General features: G+C 48.3%; 12 protein-coding genes. 3 read left to right on the plus strand and 9 right to left on the minus strand.

The features are described from left to right. Window positions 1-44: 44 nt before the first annotated feature. The 5 genes from NST40_RS24065 to NST40_RS24085 form a co-directional block, all read right to left on the minus strand. A complete protein-coding gene (locus tag NST40_RS24065; protein ID WP_342410067.1) occupies window positions 45-3,461 on the minus strand; it encodes an AAA family ATPase in 3,417 nt (1,138 codons plus the stop codon). A 1-nt stretch (window position 3,462) separates the two neighbouring features. Next, window positions 3,463-4,644: an exonuclease SbcCD subunit D gene (locus NST40_RS24070; RefSeq protein WP_076218330.1), complete on the minus strand. Its 1,182-nt coding sequence runs from the start codon at window positions 4,642-4,644 to the stop codon at window positions 3,463-3,465. Window positions 4,645-4,684: 40 nt separating this feature from the next. Next, window positions 4,685-8,728, minus strand: a complete 4,044-nt coding sequence (gene addA, locus NST40_RS24075; protein ID WP_341004307.1) for a helicase-exonuclease AddAB subunit AddA — start codon at window positions 8,726-8,728, stop codon at window positions 4,685-4,687. 2 nt (window positions 8,729-8,730) lie between these two features. Continuing rightward, complete coding sequence (addB, locus tag NST40_RS24080) at window positions 8,731-12,243, minus strand: helicase-exonuclease AddAB subunit AddB (RefSeq protein WP_342410068.1); 3,513 nt, start codon at window positions 12,241-12,243, stop codon at window positions 8,731-8,733. Between the two features lie 786 nt (window positions 12,244-13,029). After that, the gene (locus NST40_RS24085) at window positions 13,030-14,454 is read right to left on the minus strand and encodes a class I SAM-dependent rRNA methyltransferase (protein WP_342410069.1); all 1,425 of its coding nucleotides are present in this window, start codon (window positions 14,452-14,454) and stop codon (window positions 13,030-13,032) included. A 99-nt stretch (window positions 14,455-14,553) separates the two neighbouring features. On the opposite strand from NST40_RS24085, the gene NST40_RS24090 reads away from it, so the two are divergent. After that, complete coding sequence (locus tag NST40_RS24090) at window positions 14,554-15,540, plus strand: Na/Pi symporter (protein WP_076218327.1); 987 nt, start codon at window positions 14,554-14,556, stop codon at window positions 15,538-15,540. Between the two features lie 54 nt (window positions 15,541-15,594). On the opposite strand, the gene NST40_RS24095 is transcribed toward NST40_RS24090, so the two are convergent. The 4 genes from NST40_RS24095 to NST40_RS24110 all read right to left on the minus strand — a co-directional run bounded on the left by NST40_RS24095 (window position 15,595) and on the right by NST40_RS24110 (window position 21,147). Next, window positions 15,595-16,425 carry an energy-coupling factor transporter transmembrane component T gene (locus NST40_RS24095; RefSeq protein ID WP_076128979.1) on the minus strand — a complete coding sequence of 277 codons (831 nt, stop codon included), beginning with the start codon at window positions 16,423-16,425 and terminating at the stop codon, window positions 15,595-15,597. Beyond that, entirely contained in the window at window positions 16,422-18,128 is a 1,707-nt protein-coding gene (locus NST40_RS24100) for an ABC transporter ATP-binding protein (protein ID WP_341003598.1), read from the minus strand. The genes NST40_RS24095 and NST40_RS24100 overlap by 4 nt, the downstream gene beginning before the upstream one ends. 81 nt (window positions 18,129-18,209) lie before the next feature. Continuing rightward, window positions 18,210-18,770, minus strand: coding sequence for an ECF-type riboflavin transporter substrate-binding protein (locus tag NST40_RS24105; protein WP_076128974.1), 561 nt, complete (start codon window positions 18,768-18,770; stop codon window positions 18,210-18,212). Window positions 18,771-18,921: 151 nt separating this feature from the next. Next, on the minus strand, window positions 18,922-21,147 hold the full coding sequence (locus NST40_RS24110; protein WP_076276741.1) for a hypothetical protein: 2,226 nt from the start codon (window positions 21,145-21,147) through the stop codon (window positions 18,922-18,924). Window positions 21,148-21,356: 209 nt separating this feature from the next. Here NST40_RS24110 and NST40_RS24115 point away from each other — a divergent pair, with 209 nt between their 5' ends. Further along, the gene (locus tag NST40_RS24115; protein ID WP_036683898.1) at window positions 21,357-22,091 is read left to right on the plus strand and encodes an AzlC family ABC transporter permease; all 735 of its coding nucleotides are present in this window, start codon (window positions 21,357-21,359) and stop codon (window positions 22,089-22,091) included. After that, on the plus strand, window positions 22,082-22,408 hold the full coding sequence (locus NST40_RS24120) for an AzlD domain-containing protein (RefSeq protein ID WP_036683900.1): 327 nt from the start codon (window positions 22,082-22,084) through the stop codon (window positions 22,406-22,408). The genes NST40_RS24115 and NST40_RS24120 overlap by 10 nt, the downstream gene beginning before the upstream one ends. The last annotated feature ends 189 nt before the right edge of the window (window positions 22,409-22,597 follow it).

Genomic DNA, 22,597 nt, shown 5'->3' on the forward strand with positions numbered 1-22,597 from the left:
GTTGATACTGTATCTGTGATAAGAATCACACACATTGTAGATCTTCACATTTTTTCCAAAAGGATCCGAGATCCCCCTCCACCCTGCTCAGCAGGTACTACTACCAGCTTGCGTGGCAGTCGTGCCCGAAGCTCTGGAACATGGCTGATAATGCCGACAGACAGTTGGTCGTTTTGCAGTCTTTCCAGTGAGGTGATTACCGTATCGAGCAATTCCGGATCCAGCGTACCAAAGCCTTCGTCCAAAAAGAAAAATTGCAATGGATACTGCCCCCGCAGCTGAATCTGTGCCGAAAGTGCAAGTGCAAGTGACAAGGAAGTTAAGAACGTCTCTCCGCCGGAAAGCGTGGAGACCGGTCTTCTTACACCACCGTTTCCATCATCACGGATTACAAAGCCACCACCCGAATCAACCTCCAGCGCATAACGCTGTTTGCTCAGGAAACGAAGCCGCTGGGAAGCAGACTGGCATACCTGCATCAATTGTTCCTCCGCAATATACTCAACAAAAGCATTTCCACGTAAAACCGTCTGCAATTTGGACAAATGATCCTGTAGAGAAGCATGTTCTAGCCGCTGGGCTTCGAGCTCCATCCAGCGAATATGCCGATGCCGCAGGTCCTCCAGATCTCGCTCTGCGCGCGCTCTTGCTTGCAGCGACATTTCATCCTCTGACTTACACACGCTTAAGCTCTCCTGGCTAACTTGCCACTCCTCTTCACTTAAGCTGGCTCCGTCAAGCTTCTCTTCAATATTGCGCAGCTGCAATGAAACTTCAGCTTCTTCCGCACGATGGGCACGTACCCGAGAAGAAGAAATTTCCCGCTCTTCAGGTGCGAGAGCTGCTCCTTCAACCTCAGCGGCGGAACTAAAAGGTGAAGAGGTTAAGCTTTGCTCCCACAGATGGCTTGAAGTCACATAATGCTCTCGAGCAGATTCTGCAGCCTGGCGGGTAATCGCTGCCTCCTTGATCTCATGCTGCGCTTTTTCCGCTGCCGTGAGATGTAATCGTTGGCTGGTCTCCACAGCTGCTAACAATTCCTGCAGACGACGCTCACACTCTGCTAGAAGAGGGGCAGCAGCGCGGCCATTAGTCCACTCTAAAAGACGCCGTTCTTTTTCACGCTGCAATTCTTCTTTGCCTTCCATCTGTGTATTCCACTGAGTAAGCTCTTTATCGAGTCCGGTGATGGTCTCCTGAAGATTCTGCACCGAAGCGCTTTTCTCATCCAGAAACTTGACACTGATTTCCAGTCGGGATCTAATTTCCTCAGCTTGAGCATCCTTGGCTAACAGCTCACGATAAGCTTTTTCTACCTCTTCCGGTGCCAAATCAGGGAACTGCTGTACCCAGTTCTGCCGCAATGCGGCTAGTTGGCCACTCAGTTCCTCGGCTTTGGCGGTTAGGCCTTCTACCCAGCTTCGCTCACCTTCGGCACCCGCTGCTTCTTTGAGGCATAGCTGCTGAACTTCCTGCATCGATTGCTGCCACTGTATCGCTGTACGGCGCAGTTCTCCAGACTGGCTTTTTAATGCTAAAAATGCAGCATCAAGTTCTGCCAAAGCCTTTTCATCTGGAATGGACTTATCGGTAGAGGAAACCTCAGTAGTGCTGACTTCTGAGCCTGCCGCTGCAGGATGATTTACCGTATCAAAAGCTCCATCACCAAACACCTGCTCCAGCCAAACCAGGTCCTGCTCCCGCAGACCACGGAACATATGGCGTGCTTCCAAAGCACGTCTGGACAACACACGCGCCTGTTGAAGTTTTAACTCCAGTTCCTGTTGCTCTACGTTATCCTGCAATACAGCAGGGGCCGGGTGGTTTTCGCTGCCACATACAGGGCAAGGTTGTCCTGCTTCCAATTCTTTAGCCAATCCAAGCGAGAGTCTGTGCAACTCATGCCCCTTGAGGGCTGCTTCCAAAGAACTGATATGTTGCTCCAGACTTTCTGCTGCGGTGCACGCAGCTTCTTCTGTCGCCAGCAGCTTCTCTTGATGCAGCGCCGCCTCGCGGATCAGCTGCCCGCGAGAAGCTTCCTGCTGCCCGCGACGGCCCTCGGCCTCCGCGAGGCGCGCCTGCGCAGCCGCGAGTGCAGTGGCACGCTCGCGGCGCTCCTTCTCCGCCGAATCCCACTGGGATTCGGCGGAGTGCAGCCCTTGCAGTCTCTGCATCGCTTCTTGCAGAGACTGCCGCTCCTGGGAGCGGACACCGAGCGGCTGCAAGCTCTGCTGCAGCTCTTGCTGACGCTTTTGGCCCTTGGCCAAAAGCTCACGCTCCCGGGCCATGCCCTCCCGCAGCTCCGCCAGCTTGCGGGAGGCCTCTTCGCGGCGCTCGTGCAGAGCCGCGAGTTCGCGCCGCAGGGCGCCGAGCTCGGACTCGAGCTCGAGCGCGCGGCGGTAGGTGTCGGCCCCCTGCCGGAGGGCCGGCTCTTCCGCCGCAAGCGCGGCCTGCGCGGCAGCTGCGGCCGCAGCGGCATGCGCCGCCTCCTGCTCGGCAGCGGCGGCCAGCACCTCTTGGCCCTCCGCGCGGGTCAATCGGCTCTTGAAGGCGTCTTCCGCGCTTCGCCATGCTTTCAGCGCGGGAAGCCTAGCCTCGGCCTCGTCAGCTTGGCCGAGCTTCCGTTCAAGGAGGAGAACCTCCTCCTCCTTGGAGAGCAGTCCCTGCCGCTGCAATTCGCGGCGGGTACGTTCCTCTTGCAGCTCGCGAATGCGCGTGAAACGCTCCGCGACCTGCAGCGCCGCCTCCAGCTTGCGGCGGCATTCCGCAGCATGCTGGGCTGCTTGTTCGAGGCGCTCCGCCGCTGCCTTTACATCCTCTTTGCCTGCGCTGCCAAGCCCCTGCTGCTCCGCTTCGAGTGCGCGGAGCGCAGCCTCATTCTCCTTCACCCGTCGGCTAAGCTTCAACGCAAGCTGATCGCCATACTGTTCCAAATGGAACAGGCGCTGCAGCATTTGTCGGCGGTCTACGCCCCGAAGCGATAAGAATTCGGCGAATTTCCCCTGCGGCAATACAACTGCTCGCGTGAAGTCATCCATTTTGAGCCCAATATGCTCTTCCACACAACGTGTAACATCTGCGAGTTTATCCGCCATAACGTTATCCCCGTCAGGTGTAACTTCAATGAAACGGCTAATGGTGTTACTGACTGTTTGCTCACCTGTCCGCTTGAACTTACGTTCAACGCGATAACGATGTACCCCAGCGGAAGAAGTGAGCTCAAAGGTAAACGCCACGCTGAGTGAATCCTCAGAGTGATTCATAATCCCCTGTGTTCCATTAACGGCGCGCTCCACTTTGCCATACATCGCCAAAGTAATAGCATCCAGCAAACTGGACTTGCCGCTGCCCGTAGGTCCAAAAATCCCAAACAGCCCGGTCTCACACAGACTTTCAAAATCTATTTCCTGCATTTCTCTATAACTCTGCAATCCTGCCACTTTTAATAAAATAGGCTTCACCTTAGTTCTCCTCTCCTTCCTCCGGCTGCTGCCGTTCTTCTTCGGTTAGCTGTAAGAACAGCTCAATCAAACGATCCTCCGGCTCCGCCCCGCCCGTCTGGCGCTGATAGAATTTACGGAACAATTCTTGTACAGGCATACGTGAACGGGAAATTTGTTCGAGCTCCAGCTCCATTTGCGGATAAATCGGACGAATATGAATGATCCCCTCACGTGATTTACGCAGGCGCTGAATATCATTCATCGACATAGCTTCACTGAGCCGAATCTCCAAATCTATAAAAGCGGAAGCATCTCTACCTTCATCCAACCAGTTATATACCTCTTGCAATCCCCCCGTAGAGCTCCATCTTACAAGTGGACGCCCACAGCGAAGATAGATTTCTTCGAAGGTCGGCTCACCGCCCGGCGCAACATCAATCAGCGTCACCGACTTGGCTTGTCCTGCTTCCGAAAAGCTATATGCCAGCGGGGATCCGCTATAACGGATCATCCCTTCCCCTTTTACACGCTGAGCGCGATGAAGATGGCCTAGTGCAGTATATTGCGCTCCACAGGATAAAGCAGAAGGGTCTACAGTGTAAGCCCCGCCCACCTGAATTGGGCGTTCCGAATCACTCTCTACACCTCCAAGCACATAAATATGGCTCATCGCCAAATTCACGGTTTGTGGCGTAAATTCCCGTCCCAACAGTTGCATAAGTTTGCCTACCCGTGCGCTGTAAGCTAGTCGAAGCTCCTCTTCCCCGCTGTCCCCAGCAAGCAACTCACCGAGACGTGCCTCAGAGGGATAGGGAAGGGCTGCGATTTTGGCAATCTCACCTGTCCGCGCAGCATGAACTGTCACTGGCTCTGAGGTTGGAAGTCCTACCAAGGTAATCCCCTGCCTTAATACAAGCGGGGAGACTGAAGATACGCGCTCCGGTTGGTCATGATTGCCGGCAATCACCACAAGGGGCCTGCCCCCTGAAGTCAGCCTGGCAGCAGCCTCATAGAATAATTGCTCCGAAGCCGCTGGCGGATTAACGGAATCGTACACATCTCCCGCCATCATAATCAAATCCGCCTTATGAAAATCGGCGATCTCCACCAATTCATCTATGAACTGCTCTTGCTCCTTCTGGCGGCTTCTTCCCTCCAGCGTACGGCCCAAGTGCCAATCCCCCGTATGCAATATCCGCATCTTCGTCCTCTTTCCCCGCTCCTATGCGGCAATGAATAATTTATAATTTCACAGCATGATCGCCGTCAAAAAAGTACAGCCAAATCTCGCTGATCGGTTCTCCCAAAATATCATGTAATGCCTTGCTGTATAACTCTAGCTGAAAACGATATTTTTCCTTAAGTGCCTCTAAGCCGCCCTGATGTTCTAATACAGAGTCCGTCTTATAGTCTAGCAGAATAATCCGGTCCTCTTCACGGAACAGGCAGTCAATGACCCCTTGAATCAGTACAGCCTCACTAAAGCCTTCCTTATTGTTCTCAGGGGAAAGCTCCGAGACGGCTTCATTCATATAATCGAGCCCTCGATAAGCCTCACCTGCGGGAACCATATAACTGAACGGCATTTCTCTAAGCTTCCAAGAAGAAGCTATTAATCTACGTCCCAGTTCATTAGTATAAAAAGCTTCTATCTGATCGGGAGCTACAGCCTCCACCTGCTCAGCAGTTAGAATAGCCACTCTCTGAAGTCGGGCTAAGGTTTCTTCCACAACCCTAGGATCAACTGAACCCTCCAGCGGAATATGCTGCATGACTGTATGGTATGCTGTCCCGCGTTCCGCTGGGGTTAGACTGCGTTTTTCCATAAATTTTGGACGCCGCAAATGAAGACTGTCCGCACCTGCAACACTTGGACGTTTATCGGTTTCTATTGAGGTTGTAGAATTGCCTTCTTCCAGCAGATCAAAAGAGGGCTGCTCCTGCAACGACAACAACGCTTTTAACTCCGTAACAGAAGTTTTAGCCGGAATACCTGAGGCTGCCGCATACGGATAATTCCATTCCAGTCTTCTAGCAATTTCATCGCTAGTCTCTGTTTCATATATATTTACAGCTTCACCCTTATGCAGTGCTTCGAGTACAGCTTGCCGTTCCTCTACCTTCTCTTCAGTCTGATCCGTTGGCAGGAACGCCCCAGAATTAAGTTCGGAAGCATTTTGCACACTGATGCTCCAGTTGGAGACATCGTTGTGCAGCACCGTGGAGACGGTACCTTCTGAACCGCCCAGCTTACGAAGAATCGCCGCCGCAGGGTGCCGGATCAATGCCGGTCCAACCCAGTCCAAATAGCTGCGCCCTCGGGCCAGCAGATGATCTGCAAGCAGCAGCTCATCCCGGTTCTGTACGCTGCTCCAGCTAGCGATTTTGCGCGGCAAATCTCTTACAGTGCCTACTAGAATCATTTTATCTCTCGGACGAGTTAACGCTACATATAATACACGCATCTCCTCCGCTAATAATTCAAGCCGTGTACGCCGGTTAATAGCCAGATAAGGAAGTGTTGGGTAGCTAACTCGCGTTTCCCGTTCCACAAAACGCGGCCCAAAGCCAAGCTCTTTGTGCATAAGAAATGGCGAATGCAAATCTTGTCGATTGAACTGTTTTGCCATCCCGGCTACAAAAACAACAGGGAACTCCAGCCCTTTGGATTTATGGATGGTCATGATTCTGACGCCATTGCCTTCTTCACCGCCACCGCCAGCTACACCCAGATCTCCGCCGTTCTCACGAAGCCGTGAAATGAACACCAGAAAACGGAACAATCCACGCGCTGCGGTGTCATTCTCAAATTGCACAGCCCGATCATACAAAGCTTTAAGATTGTTCTGGCGCTGCGAGCCTCCAGGCAGTCCTCCAACCCATTCCAGATAGCCGCTCTCCCCATAGATACGCCAGATCAGCTCACTGAGACTACCTTGTCTAGCCGCATTTCTCCAGCTTTCCAGCTGTTCTAGGAAATGTCTAAGCTTGCGCTTCAGTTCTGGACTGATCTGCGGCAGATCTTTATCAGGTAAAACATTATTCTCGACGGTGCTTGCGGATTCAATCACATGAGCCGAGAAGAGGTCATACTCTTCTTCAGCCTCTTTTGCATCTTGCATATCCACCGCCATCTGTACTGCTTGAAAATAAGGACCCTGACTACACATACGCACCGTAGCCAATTCTTCTTCCGTTAATCCGACCACAGGTGAACGAAGTACGCCAGCCAGCGGAATGTCCTGCTGAGGATTATCAACTATTTTTAAGAGGGAGAGTGCAATTTCCACTTCTGTAGCTTCAAAATAACCTTTATTCAGATCACCATAAGCAGGGATTCCTTCCATCCGAAGCTCTTCGATGATTAGAGGGGTCCAGATTCTTGCCGAGCGAAGCAGGATTACGATATCACCGTAAATAACCGGGCGCATAATCTTGAGTCCTTTATCGTAGATAAGCAGCGGCGATCCACCGGTCATCCCCGTCATTTGTGAAATACGCCGGGCAATTGCCCGTGCTTCCAGCTGCGCCGTCTCGCTCTCAATGGCTTCACTCTCCTGAAGTGGCGCCTCACCGTCTTCAGAAGTCTCTTCTGACTTCCCTGCTGTTGAACCACGATCTATCAATAATAACTCCGGTGCAAAAAAGGTATCAGGACCCTTCTCTGCTGCACCTGGGAAATTCGCTCCGTAAACAAGCTCAGCGCGTTCGTCATAATTAATCTCCGCTACCGTCTCATTCATAATCTGCCGGAAGATCATATTAACGGCATTCACAACCTCCATGCGACTGCGAAAATTACGGGCCAGATCGATAACCGAACCGCTAGACGATTCATTAGTAATTTCAGATGGATCATCGATTGGGTGTGAGCCAAAGCTGCGGTATTTATCCAGGAATAGCCCCGGCTCCGCCAGACGGAATCGATAGATACTTTGCTTCATATCTCCGACCATAAACCGGTTACCGGGTGTTTCACGGGATATTAGCCGCACAATCTCCTCTTGCACACTATTCGTATCCTGATACTCATCCAGCAGAACCTCATCGAATTGAGCACGGTATTCCATAGCTGCATCAGAAGGCAGGGAATGACCGGGCGTAGAGTCCGGATGGCGTAGAATTTGCAGACAATAATGCTCCAAATCACTGAAGTCGACTAGACCTCTTCCTGCTTTTTCAATTCTATAACGTTCACCGAATGCTATCACTGTCTCTGCAAGCTCTGCCATCAGTGGAGCCGCTTCGTTCAGCTCTTTCAAAAAAACCTCAGGCGGACGGCCAAACAATGCTTTCTGAAGATCTAAAATACTCTTCTTCACACTGTCGCGCAGTTCCTTCACCATCTCCTGCAGTCCAGGATCTGTCGAATCCTTCTTACAAGCCTTTAATTTTCCAAAATATACTTCCATAAAAATATCATATAATTCTGCCCAAGGTCGTTCGTTAACGGCATCCTGCAGTGCATTTACCATCTCAAGATCAGTGGTTAAATTCTCAGCATAGGGTGCCGGACCACCCGGTTGTAGTGCAATCTCCCGGCCTTGCATCAGCTGACTGGCTGCACCCGCAAGTGTCAGCTTCGCTTCTTCAAGAATGCTCAGCACCCATGGCGTTCCACCCAGACTTTCGGTGTCTGGCAATGAGAAATCAGCTGCAGTATCACGGAGCCATTGCGCTGGCCAAGGATGGCTGCGGGCGTAATCATGCAATCGCTGTATGAGCGCATGCACTGCATCATCACTGCGTTCACCACTGAACCAATCAGCGAGCTGCACAAATATGCTATCCTCGCCATCCGCACCTACCTCACCGTACTTTTCCTCCAGCAACTCTTCAAGCAGCTCCTGCCGCATCATCTCCGCTTCATGCTCATTTAATATGCGGAAACCCGGATCAATCGGAATCATTTGATAATAACGCCGGATCACTTCCAGACAGAAGGAGTGCAACGTTGTAATCGAAGCTTTGCCCAGCAGGGATAGCTGACGGCGCAAATGGTCGTTCTCCCCGTTCTCCTCCAGCTCCCGATCAAGGGCTTCCCTGATCCGCTGCCGCATTTCGGCAGCCGCAGCTTTGGTAAACGTGGCTACTAGTAGCCTGTCTACACTGAAGCCGTTCTCTTCCTTACTGATCTTTCGAATAATCCGTTCTACCAGCACCGCCGTCTTGCCGGAACCTGCTGCCGCAGCAACGAGGATGTCATCACCGCTCTCCGCAATGGCGCGCCACTGGTCATCACTCCATATACTTCCTTCCGGTTTCGCTTCTATTTCAGCCTTCATACTCAAGGTGTAGTTCCTCCTTTGCGGGACAGCAGATCCCATATAACATCCTTCCCTGGCTTACCCAGATTGTTATAGCTGTTGCCTTCCACAGCTTCATCGAACTGGCAGACAGGTCTAAAGGAACAGAATGTGCAGGCGGTCTCCTGCCCAATTCGGTACGGCTCAATCGCCACATCACCCTCTGTAATCCGTGTCCCGATATCCGAGATCGTCCCTCTAACGGAGGATAATAGATGGCTCCACTGCTCTGGTGTAGCTACTGAGGCACTGCTATAAAAGCTGCCGTCAGCTTTTACTGCTACAGGCACGATAGAAGAATACCCTTTGTCTAAAGTGGTATCCATCAGGGAGACAACCTCACGATCAGCTGTAAGCAGTCCTTTCATCTTGAAGCGTTTCAACAGCTCTTGCTCAGCCTGTTCCTTGTTCATCCCGTTGGATGAGGTTAACAACGGATCATGCACATGGAAATAAAGCGTGCCTGCTGGAAGTGCCGGCTGCCCCAGCCATTGCTCCGAATATGTCAGCAGCACATCCAAATAAGTCAGCATTTGCAGCGACAATCCATAATACACCTCATGCAGCTTGAGATCCTTTTGGCTCGATTTATAATCAATTACCCGCAGAAGAATACCGTTCTCTCCACGAGCCATGTCTACACGGTCAATCCGGCCAACGACCTCCATCACACAGCCATTCGGCAGCGTAATTCTTAAAGGCGGCAACTCCTTATCCGGTCCAAAATCCAGCTCCAGCCCTACTGGCTCAAAGCTGCCCCGGCGGGCGTGCTCGCCCAGAATCACAGAAGCACGTCCAACAATATTCTTAAGCTTACGGGAGATGTACCCGTAACGTTTGGAGCTCATTAGAATTTCACCCTGCAACATCGGAGATAGCCGTTCTACTGTCTCACTGGCCTCACGCCGACATTCATCCGGAGATAAGCTGCCCCAGCCCCGTCCCTCTTGTTTCAGTCTTATCGCCATATCACTTAACGCAGCATGGAACAGCTGTCCAATATCAGGTGCTTGCAGCTTATATAACTGGCGCTCTTTCAGTCTTAGTCCGTAGGACGCAAAATGGGAAAATGAGCACGCAACAAATTTCTCCATCCGGGACACACTGCCCCGCAGTGTTGAGCCACCATACAATCTGAGGCTTGTGCCACGCTTTAGCTTCGTTCCCTCATTACGATAGAACAGTGAACTTAGCAAACGTTCCAGTTGAAATTTACGATCTTCGTTCTTAGTAAACCAGTTATACACATCCCACCATAGCTCCGGAATTTCTGTTCCTTGGCGCCACTGCCGCAGCTGCATAATCAATGCGCGAAGACTCTGTTCTGGTTGACCAATGAAACCGAGATGGATAGGATTTCCGACTTCTATAGGTAGTCCCGAAGGGGGAAGTGCTGACAAGCTGTGCTCTTGAACCCTTGGGAACATTCTATGCAAATGCCGGATAACCTCAGAGGGAAGGAGAGCTTTGCCCTCATCATCCGCTGTAGCGTAGCTAATCCAGAGCTTTCGGCTTCCTGTCGTTAGTGCATTATAGATCAGAAACCGCTCGTCCAGCAGTTTACGAGAAGCGCCGGGAGCAAGCTCCATTCCAGCATTCTCTAGTACGGAGCGTTCACCTTCCGAGAGAATTCCATCTTCCTTAAACTGCGCAGGCACAACACCTTCATTAAATCCAAGCAAAAAAGCGTATTTAACCCCCGTTGGGCGAGTCCGATCCATATTGCCGACCAATACTTGATCCAGTGCGGGCGGAACTAGTCCCATTTTAAGTTCAGCAAGACCTGTCTCTAGAACTCCAGTGAACACTTCAAACTCAAGTCTTTCATTGCCCATCATTTCTACTATCTGATCTAGAAGATCAAGTACCGCACCCCACAACTGGCTATGTTCCCTAGCCTTCTCGGGTTGGCCCTTCTCCATAGACTTAACACTGAGTTTCTCCAGCTTTCGCGCAACATCCGTCTCTTCAAGCAGCTTGTACAATGCCGTACAAAGTTCAAGACCGCTACGACTTTTCTGGATTCTTTTCTCAAAAGCAAATAATGGACCTGTTATACTAGCACGGCATCGTTCCATAGTAGCAAGCAGTTCATCATCCATCTGTCTGCCGCCTTCCAGCGACAAGCTAGGAATACCTTTCCAGGAGCGGCCATCTGTCCAGCGGTACCCCTGAATCCCACAAGCCAGCACATAGTTTTCTAAAGCATCCATATCTTCACGCGTAATACTACCGTCTAGCGGAAGCAGAAGCTCCGTCTTTACGCAACGGAATACATCCTCATAACGCCAGCGACGACGCACTACATCCAATGCGGAACGTATAAACTCCACTAGCGGATGATGCAGCTCATTCACCTTCTGGTCCAGAAAAAATGGCACTCCATAATCTTGGAACAACGGCTGAACCAGCTGCTCGTAATCGCCAATATTGCGCATCAATACGGCCATTTCGCCATATTTTGCACCTTCATCCCGCGCCAGTCTAGTCATTTCGCGCAGGGCTCCCTCAACCTCTGCTCTGTGCGAAACTGCGGCGCCTATGGATATAGCCTCTCTTGCCAGTTCATCCGCATCTATCCAAGCCTTCCGGCGATCATATCCCCGTTCAAGGTGAGCAAGTACTGGACTTTCTTCAAAACGCGGAAGAACCGTTGGCTCCAGCAGCTCGTCCCATACATCAATGCCCAGCTCTTCAGCAATTCCACGCAGTTTAATGTAAGTAACCGCAGTTGGGTGAAACAATTCAAGCTCATTCAACTGATCTCCATAGGGGTAAGGACGATCAATTGTAAGCGAAACCGTCAGCCTCGAAGCTTGCTGCATCAATTCTCGAAGCACTACGAATTCCTGCGGAGTAAATCCATGGAACCCATCTACCCAAATCTCTGCCCCGCGAATGTAAGAGGAATCTGGAATATGCTCAGCCAGTTCTGCTAAACGATCCTCTTCATCGATATAAAGACGGGACATTTCATTCTCTAAATCGCTAAAAACCAGCTGCAAATCATCCAGCTTACCCTCAAGAATAGGACTTCTTGCAATAGCTCCTCGCATAGCGGACAGCTGTTCCTCTAAATCAGTGGAACCCAAACAGCAACGTTTCATCTCCGTGTGCAGTTGGTTCAGACGTTCCACAAAACCCGGTCTGTCTGCTGAGGCACCGAATAATTTCAGTTCCTCTTTGCGGCGACTGATGATTTTGTAAATTAACATTTTCTTACCTTCTTCACTGATTGGCAGACTTGCACTGCCACCAGTTTCCTGCTTCACACGATAGGCAAGCCGCGAAAAACTCAGTGTCTGCGCCCGAAGGCTTCCCTTCACATTCCCTACGGTCAGAAGCCCCCGTTCTGCTCCAAAAGAACCTTGCTCTGGCACAAGAATAATAATCGGCGCACCAAGCGGTTCCTTTTCTAAGGAAGAAGAGATAGATTCCCATATTTTTGTTGTCTTGCCACTGCCCGAGCGGCCTAGTAAAAAGGTTACCGGCATAAATGATAGACTCCTTCCGTAGCGGAGAAAATATATAGAATACAGGGTGAAATATCCACCCATTGATTACACTCCATTTAAAAAAGTTCAGTGATTCCTCGTCCCCTCAGTATATCATAACCACACTAATCGGAACATGTGTTTGCTAGTATTTTCTAATGTTTTACAAAGGATAAACAGCTATGAGTACAAATAAAAAAAGCAAACCTCCGGATTTTGGCGGCTTGCTTTTTAGAGTGTTTAGTTTGTTTTTAATGCCAGTTGTGCAACGTTAGATAGGAGCTGCCAATGTCGGAGCATAGGGTCAATGTTAGACTGTTCAGCGTTCGGCGTTCAGCATCCAGCGTTCAATACTCAACACCCCGCACTCAACATTAGCACTCTACGCCGATCGTTTTGTAATCCGCATTCCGCATATCATAATTCAATAAGCATCATTCGTTGTTTACTATTTAGTATTCCGAATTTAACACTCAACATTTCGGCTAGGCTTGTTTCATTAATTACTTAGGGACCCAGGAGCCGTTATTCGTGGATTCAGTGCTGTTATGGCAACTTTTCGGACCCCACTGACGCTATTCTTCGAAAATGTGCTGCATTACGGGTGTTATTGGGGCAATAGCGCCTTTAGGGTCCGTAAGAATTCATTAATGGGCTGTTTACGCTAAATAGAGTCATCTGAGTCCGTTGGCCACTACTTGCCTTACAGCCGACTCACGGCCACCCTACGACCAGCCCTTTTATCTTATTTGTTACTTGGCACTGTAGACCTTTTGATCTTCAGGCTTATTTTTTACTCCGCACTTCAAAAATCGCAAACTTCAGATAGTGTCCTTCGTTAACGCCAAGTATTTGTGGGTGGTCTTTGCCTGCGGCCCGCCATTCTACAAGTCTCAACACCTTGCCAGCATCTTTAGCAGCATCGGCAATCGTTTCGAGGAACAGATCTGGCTGCATATGGTAAGAACAGCTTGCGGTAACCAAATAGCCGCCTTCGTTCACCAGCTTCATCCCGTGCAGATTGATATCCTTGTAACCACGGCAAGCGCCAGCTACTGCACTTTTGGTTTTGGCAAACGCCGGAGGGTCTAGGATGACTACATCCCAAGTTCTTCCTCCACCTGCCGTCATCGGCTTGGATGTGTCGGTTTTGGCTGTTTTGCCTCCGGATTTAGGATTTGTAGCAGCTGCTGCCGTCTCTGTTCCACTGGCAACTGTCGCCCGTTCAGAACGTTCCTCTAGTCCTTTAACCTGATTCCGTAGATATGCAAAAGCATCATCCACTACGAATTCAACACGATCGCTAAAGCCGTTCAGCTCCACATTCACTTTGGCACTCTCAATGGCGTGTGCTGAAACGTCAAGGCAGGTTACTTTTTTCGCGCCATACTTGCAGGCATGCAGCGTGAAGCTGCCCGTATGCGAGAAGCATTCCAGCACTGTCGCACCGTCCCAATAAGGGAACGTTACATGTTTGCCGCTCTTATTAACTGGTAAGGTCTGTAGTGAACCATCCTCAGTTTCAATTTCCTGAAGCGTAATGCCGCTTCGTCCTCCCCAGCCTTTCATGAGCGGAGCAATGGAAGCTCTATTCTCACGTTGGTCAAAGAAGTAACCTGTCTTCTGGCCCTCTTCAATATCAACGACCAGCTTCAGGCCATTCTCGCTCACGGTTACATGCCTTGGACATTCCCCGTACAGCACACCCGTTGTCTGCTCCATACCTTCAAGCTCGCGCACACTAACATCACTGCGCTCATAGATTCCGCGCGGTGCCATAACCTGCACCAATGCTTCGACGATTTCTGCACGCCGCTTGTCCATTCCGAGGGTAAGCAGCTGCACAACCAAAATATCTCCGAATCGATCTACAATAAGCCCCGGCAAAAAGTCCGCTTCACCATAAACCAAGCGATAATCATCCGCACCCGGAAGGAACCGGTTTCTGTGTTGCAGACAATTCGCAAACCGTTCTGCAAAAAAGGCTGTATCCATGATCGCAAGGGGTCCCTGCGATACAATTCTTACCCGAATCTGTGACGCTGGATTGTAATATCCCACGGCCAAAAATCGGCCCTGATGATTAAGGACATCTACTAATCCCCCCGCTTCCGGATTTCCTTCTACCGATGCGACTTCACCTGCATAGACCCACGGATGGCCCTGTTCCAGTCTTTTTTTGCGATTGCGTTCTAAAATAACCGATGGCAATGACTTCAACTCCCTGTTTTTCTAAAAATGTTTTTATACATGTCCCATGCAATACATTCATATATTGGTGTACAACCCTCGTCCAAAGGAGTATGCCCTATGTTCAGTGATTTGCTGTTCCCTATCATATATGGTCTTGTTATCTTTCTAGCCGGCATGAAGCTGATGGAAACGGCGTTGTCCAAGCTAGCAGGCCCTCTATTAACTACAAGCCTAAATAGAGCTACCTCAACCCCTATTAAAGGAATGATTGCCAGCAGCCTGTTGTCCGCCTTACTCCAGAGCAGTACTGCTGTAACGGTGTTGACTATCGGCATGGTCAATGCCGGCCTGCTTACCTATGCCCGCACACTTGGCATTATCTTGGGCAGCAACATCGGCACCACATTAACTACAGAATTGATCGGACTTCAGATCAATACCATGGCCACGCCCTTGCTGGCAGCCTCGCTCAGTCTGTGGGCAGCGGCAGTTATTGCAGGCGAACTGCCGCCTACATCGCGAGTGGCAGAGCTCTGCCACAAAATATCCCCGCCGCTGCAATTTATCAGTCTGGCTGTATCAGGCTTCGCCCTCGTCCTATGGGGCATCGCTGTCATGCAGTCTATCGGCGGAATACTTCAGGAAAGTGGCTTATTCCTCTGGTTCCTAAACCATGCCGCTACTAGTGCCTTATGGGGGCTCGCCGCTGGAGCGTGCCTAACAGCCATGCTCCATAGCAGCGCTGCTGTCATAGCTATGGCTATGAGCATTGCCGCCTCGGGTGCCATGCCGCCTGAGCTAGGTATAGCCATAGTGCTGGGCGCCAACGTGGGCACCTGTGTTACAGCAGTCATCGCTTCCATCGGCGGCACGCCATCCGGCGTCTTCGTCGCTTGGTCCCATGTTGCGCTTAATGTAGGTGGTGCACTACTATTCTTGCCCATGATCGGGCTGCTACAAGCAAGTGCTGCATGGATTGGTGGAGGCCCTGCTTCACAAATCGCCCACGCCCAGACCATTTTCAACGTAGTCTGCTCACTTCTAGCACTGCCATTATGCTACCTGCCTATATGGTCAAAACTGGAGAAACGTCTTCAGTCTTAACAAAAAGGTGCCGTTTATTATAATCCCAGCTTTCCACAACTGTACTATTATACTTCAATCGAAAATATTATAAAACCGCGAACCGTCGTAAAAAGTGATCACCGTCGAGAAAATTCCAATCAGCGCAAACAAAGCCAATGCAAAATAATCGTCTCTCGTGAACGGGCGACGGCTATACCAAGTTCGTTTGGTCTCAGTGCCAAAGCCGCGCAGCTCCATAGCGGTACTGATATTTTCAATCCGCTCGATACTAGTCAGAATTAGGGGCATCAGAATCGAAATGATATTTTTTAGCCGCTTAGGCAGCTTTTCTTTTCTAGAAATATCTATTCCCCTTGCTTGAGCAGAAAACGATATATTCTCATAATCTCGTTGAATATCCGGAATGTACCGCAGTGCCAGCGATACAGAATATGCAATTTTATAGTTCACTCCAACTCTATTTAAGGATGCTGCAAATTCACTGGGATTGGTCGTTAGAAGAAATAATAATGCCATAGGAATGACCACCGCATATTTCAGGGCAATATTGAATTGATAAAATAGCTGCTCCCAAGTTACCGTATACCGGCCTGCAATATGCATAATATCATGACGTGTCCCGTAAACACGTACGCCCTCCAAAGGAGAAAAGATAAAGATAGCTATATGATTAAGCAAAAAGAAAATCAAGATAAAATATAATACGAAAGCATAATCCTGAAATTGAACTTTGGAAATTCTAAAGGCAAGCAAACTAAATAACAGCATCACAATTAGACATCTTGTATCATATGTAATCATCCCCGTCACAGACCACACTACAAATAAAATCAACTTCGTAGCGCCGGTAAGACGGTGAATAGGTGAATCCTGCTTCGTAAAAGTTAACATTTTGGCCTTCATCCGCCTCGGCTCCTCCTATCATACGCAATAAACCTTCTAACGAACTCCTCCGGTTGTTTCAATCCAGCTTTTATAGCTAGGGCAAAAAGCGAGGTTTCTTTCAAGTTCGCTTTTTTCACCACATCAGTATTCGTTAATATTCGCTCAGGGCTATCATCCGCAAGCTTCACGCCATCAGCTAACACTATAGCTCTATCGGCATATTCCAGCATCAAGTGCATATCATGCGTAATCATAATGACCGTCATCCCCTGCCCCCGCAGCGTCAAGAGAAACTCCATCATTTCGTTATAATGCCTGTAATCCTGAGCAGCAGTCGGTTCATCCAAAATGATCACTTCCGGCTCCAGTACCAGAATGGCGGCAATCGTGACCCGTTTCTTCTGGCCGTAACTGAGCGCCGAGATCGGCCAGCTGCGAAAAACATAAAGTCCGCACACCTTCAAGACTTGATGGACGCGTTCACGAACGAGCTCCTCAGGGCAACCTCGGAGTCTTAGTCCTAGAGCAACCTCATCATATAAAAGTGTCTTAGAAATCATATGATTGGGATTTTGCATAACAAAACCAATCCGCTCTGCCCGCTCCTTAATCGTGTCCTGAGCAATATCACGCCCATGCATCCGTATCGATCCGGAAGAAGGCTTATAGAAGCCACAAATAAGCTTAGAAACTGTAGATTTCCCAGCCCCATTTCGCCCCGCTATACAGACCATCTCTCCTTTATGAATACAGAGATTGAGCTTATCCAGCACCTGCTGATTTTTTTCGTATCCAAAAGAAATATCTCTTAGCTCAAGGATGGGTGGGTTCTCCAGCTTATCCTGGCGTGACTGATTGCACTCATACCAGATCTTAAGTTTATTAGAACACGCCTCCAACTCTATATCGTTCACATGCTGCGGATTCATATTTGCTGTAATCGAACATCCGGCATACTTCAAAGCCGTTAAATAGAGAGGTTCCCGAATGCCAACTTCTGAAAGCAACGTTGTGCTCAACAGTTCTGCAGCCGGCATATCCGCCGCAATACGTCCTTCATGGATCACAATAATACGATCCACCGCCCGATGCAGCACCTCTTCAAGACGATGCTCGATCATAATAACGGTTTTACCTGTCTCTTTATGCACTCGATCAATAAGCTCAATCGCTTTTGTACCTGTATAAGGATCTAAGCTTGCCAGCGGTTCATCAAAGAGCAGGATGTCCACATCACCTACCAGAACACCTGCCAAGGACGTTTTTTGCTTTTGTCCACCCGATAACTCCTGAGGAGAAGAGGCCAGAAATTCGTGGATATCCACCGCTCTTGCGGCAGCCGCCACTTTGCTCTTCATTTCTGTCTGTTGAACCACATGGTTCTCTAAACTGAAGGCGATATCCTCACCAACCGTTAATCCTACAAATTGTCCATCCGGGTCCTGCAATACGGTACCTACCTGATTGGACAGCTCTGCGATACTCAGATCCTTCTGCTCCTGGCCTATAACCCGTAATGAACCTGATATTTCCCCTCTGTAAGCAAAAGGGATGAGACCATTAATGCAATGAGCCAGTGTACTTTTCCCAGAACCTGAGGGTCCCACGATAAGCACCTTCTCCCCTTCAACAATCGTTAAGTTAATCCCCTGTAGTGTGGGTTCCTGCTGCGCCCGATATTGAAAGCTGAAATCCTTAAATTCAATCATTACTTTTTTCATCTGAGACCTTCCTCTGGGTTAATGTGAAGAGAAAAAAGCCGGTGATTTCCACCGGCTTTTTAGCTTGGATATGTATTCCACTCAAGCTTCTCTAGTCAAGCTGCCCTGTTTCGTTCTTGTCTTAGCATACGCAATGGCTAGTAAAGATCCGATCACTGCCACCGAAGCTATATTTAATGCACCTGCGGTCAGTCCTTGCGTAAATACTTTATTAGCGGGTTCTGCATAGATCAGAATATCCAACACTGGGGCTACAAGGAACCAAGCTACAGCATTCGCTGCAATCTGAGCCAGATTAAAGCGTATTATTTCCTTCCGTCCGAATTCCCCGTCATGAATAGCGATTCTAGCTACTAACAAGCCAATAACCAGCCCTACAATTCCTGATGATATGACCCAACTGAACCATGGCGATCCATAAGATATCGTATCCTTCAGGGTATGCCCGATCAGGCCTATAAATAATCCGGCAAACGGGCCGTACAATAGAGAGAACAATGCCAGTAATGCGTATGTAGTCTCGATGTTAGTGTTTGGAATACCCGAAGGAATCGAGCCGAATCTCCCCAATATAACGAATAAAGCAGAACCAATACCAATCGCTACTATCGTCTTGATCGACAACACCTTTTGTTTTGCCATGTTTTCATCTCCCCCACCGTATCTATTATGTTTTATGTGATTATACATCGGAATAGTCGGAATTACTATAGAATCCAAATAAAAAAATCTGCAAAGCAACATAATGTTGGCTTTGCAGATTCATAGTTGATAATTCAGATCGTATTCTCTATTACTTCACTGTCACTGATACTGTAACTGTTTTGCCGCCTAGCTTTCCTTTAATGGATGTCGTTCCTTTACTCACAGCTACAATCTGACCACTTGCAGATACTCTCGCTACAGAAGGCTTGGAGCTGGTCCATACCGCACTTCCAGTAACAACAGCAGTCTTACCAGTATCATACTGTGCAGTCACGACTACATTCTGAACGGCTCCCGGAGCCATTTTCAGTCTGCTCTCATTAACGGTCAGCTTTGTTAATTTAGGAACTACAGTAATTTTGACACTAGCAGCAATCCCTTGGTAAGATCCTGTCAACGTAGCAGTACCTTCTGTTACTGCTTTAACGGTTGTAGCTTTAACCGTAGCAACCGCTTCGTTCGAGGACTCCCAATTCATACTGCTGGAGACATTCCCTGTCTTACCATTAGAATAATAAGCCGTTACCTTTATCGCTTTAGAGCCTTTAATGTTCATTTCGATAGCAGTAGGTTCTACAACTAGCTTAGTAACCTTTTGTTCAATGGTAACTGGGATACTGATGGTTTTATTAGCGTAAGTTCCCTTTAAAGTAGCAGAACCCTTCACCAGTCCTTTGATTACCTTACCGGAAGTTGTTGTCTTGATAATCGCATTCGTACCGGTAAGCTCCCATTCCATAGTTGCAGTAGCATCAAGTTCACTGCCGTTTTCCATCACAGCTTTTACTTCAGGAACAGCCTTCTCTTCACCAGTAACAATCACCAGGTTTTCTTCTGGTCCAAGCAGGACAAGGACTTTATCTTTCACTGTAACCTTTACTTCAACACTTTTTTCTCTTACAGCAGTTTTTGAAGTCGTTGGGTTTTCTGATTTTATTTTACCGATAACCTTCACAATACCTGCCGATTCAGCAACAATCTTGCCGTCTTTAATGGTGGCAATCTCATCATCCGCAGAGGTCCACTCAATATCACTGCTAAGATCTAGCTTTGTTCCGTCAAGCTTTGTACCATTTACTTTTGGAAGGCTTACGGTGTCATCTGTGTAAAGCTCCAATTCCGTCTTGTCGGCTGTCAGTTCTGTGATCGTAGGATACACTGTCAGCTTAAAGCTTTTATTAATTCCTCTGTACTCTGCTTTAATAACCGAAGTTCCCACTGCTTTAGCAGTCACTGCCGCAGTATCGCTACCAGGCGTAACGGTTGCCGCCAATTGGTTATCCGAAGTCCATACTGCGCTGCCTGAAATGTTCGGAGTAGAATTCGCAGCATCGCGAACCTCAGCTTTAACGTTCAGGGTTTCGCCCATAAACAGGAATTGATCTCCTGTAGGAGTAAGTAGTAGCGCTTCATAAGGAGCACGTACATATACGTCTACTGTTTGTGTAATCCCCAGATAGGATACTGTAATTACAGCTTTACCAGCAGACAACACTTTGATCTCGCCTTTGTCTACTGTAGCTACACTAGCACTAGAAGAGGACCATTCCGCTTTCTCTGAAATATCATTTGCGCTGGATTTTGTAGTTTCTTTAGTCTCTGCAACCAACTTCAAAGGTGCATCTCCGACTAGCATCTCTAGTTCTTTAACGATTTTGTCGTCATGTTTAAGCTCAATTTCAGAATAAGGCAATTTCACTACAGCCTTAAAGGTTGCTGTTAAGGTCTTGTATTTGGCAGTGATCGTTGCTGTACCTTCACCAGCCAAAGTGATCTTACCTTCTGCAATGGTCAACACGCTTGTGTTGGAGCTGCTCCAAGTAGTATCAGCCGTTACATCCTTAGCAGAAGTCGCTGTTTCTCCACCAATCGCATTGGCTTTGACCAGCAGTTTATCCTCATCATCACCCAATTTGTAGTTCCCTTCAGAACTATATTCGAGCTTCAGTTCTTTAACTGGATGGGCTACCTCAACTTCAATGGTAGCAAGTGCATGATTATAAGTCGCTGTAATAATAGCTTTTCCACTGTCAATCGGAGTCAATAGGCCATTTACTACCTTTACAGCGTTTGTGTTAGAAGAATTCCATACAACTGCACCTGTCACATCTCTTTTAGATGAGGACCCTTCCACATTCGCATATACCTTAAGTTGCTTTGGCGTTTGTCCAACCGTAAGCTCTACTTTAGCGGAGCTTTCGAATTCAATCGAGTTGATATCGCCGGTCGCTGCAAAGACACTTACCGGAAAAACCGCAGTAGCTAACAATATCATGATGAGGAGCATTTTCGTCATTTTCCTGTACACAGTCATTTGTTCTCTCCCTTAGGCTATAATGTCGTTCGGTGGTTTATCCCCACACTCTTTTACTTATATCGACAATTGTACCCTAAGTGTTTACCCCCTGGCTCTATAAAGCGAAATTCGGGACTTTCAGACTAGATAATACGGTAAAGGTTGATCAAAATATTAGGAAGTAATATGCTAACTACTAAATTCTTTCTTGAAACAAGGGGGCTACGATGAGTGCAGAGAACGTCCAACTAGAAGCAATCCCGTCTCCTAAACAGGAAGATAGCTTCCTTAAAGGGGTAAAAGATTGTATTCCCACACTACTAGGCTACTTAAGCATCGGACTCGCAGCAGGTGTTGTTCAAAAGACAGCCGGGCTCAGCATTGCTGAGATTGCCTTAATCAGCTTGATTCTTTACGCGGGCTCAGCTCAGTTTATAGCTGCTGGAATGATAGCTGTCAGCAGCTCGCCTGCGGCCATTATTATTACGATATTTATCGTGAATCTTCGCCATATTTTGCTTAGTGCAGCTCTTTCACCTTATTTCCGCCATCTTTCCCCACTGAGAAATATGCTGGTAGGTTCTTTATTGACTGATGAGACCTTTGGAGTTGCCATCAATCAAGCTTTGAATAAGCAGCAAATCAGTGAAAAATGGATGCACGGTCTAAATCTCACCGCTTATTTAAATTGGTTTCTTGCGAATGTAGCGGGAGCTTTTTTAGCCCAGTGGATCTCAGACCCTGATCAATTCGGTTTACAGTTTGCCTTACCTGCGATGTTTATTGGCATTCTTGTAATTTCCATGATTGACCGTAATAAAATCAAACTAGATTTGGTTGTCGCAATCCTTGCCGTGATCATAGCAGTAGGAAGCTCCTTCCTATTCTCCAGCAGTGTTGGAGTGATTATCGCAACAGTCATTGCGTCAACGATAGGGATGGTGTTTGAAAAATGGAAGTGAGATGGGATGTATTTCTGATCATTCTAGGAGCAGCTTTTGTGACCTTTATTCCCAGGGTGGTTCCGCTCATGATCCTTAGCCGGTTTGAATTGCCAGAATGGGGAATGCGCTGGTTAAACTATGTTCCTATCTCTGTTATGGCAGCATTAATAGGTCAGGAGATATTTTTGAATGATGGGAAATTTTCGTCTTTAGCTAATAACATTGAGCTTTTTGCGGCATTGCCTACTTTTTTGGTTGCGATAAAAACCCGGAGCTTGCTTGGCACTGTACTGGCGGGGATTGTTTCAATCATGATTCTACGGATGTTTTTTTGATCCACTTCTACGCGTATGAAGTCACTATCGGACACAGTTGACCTTATTCGCAGCATTATCCCACTTTTGGAACACTAATGGACACCATAGTCGCTATAGTCATGAAAAACACCTATCATGAACTACTTTCTGAGGAATAGCTGCACTGGAGTCCGAAACTAAGCATAAAAGGCAAAAAAAATGCAAATA

The organism is Paenibacillus sp. FSL R10-2778, assembly GCF_038593035.1.
Classification (GTDB): domain Bacteria; phylum Bacillota; class Bacilli; order Paenibacillales; family Paenibacillaceae; genus Paenibacillus_AQ; species Paenibacillus_AQ odorifer.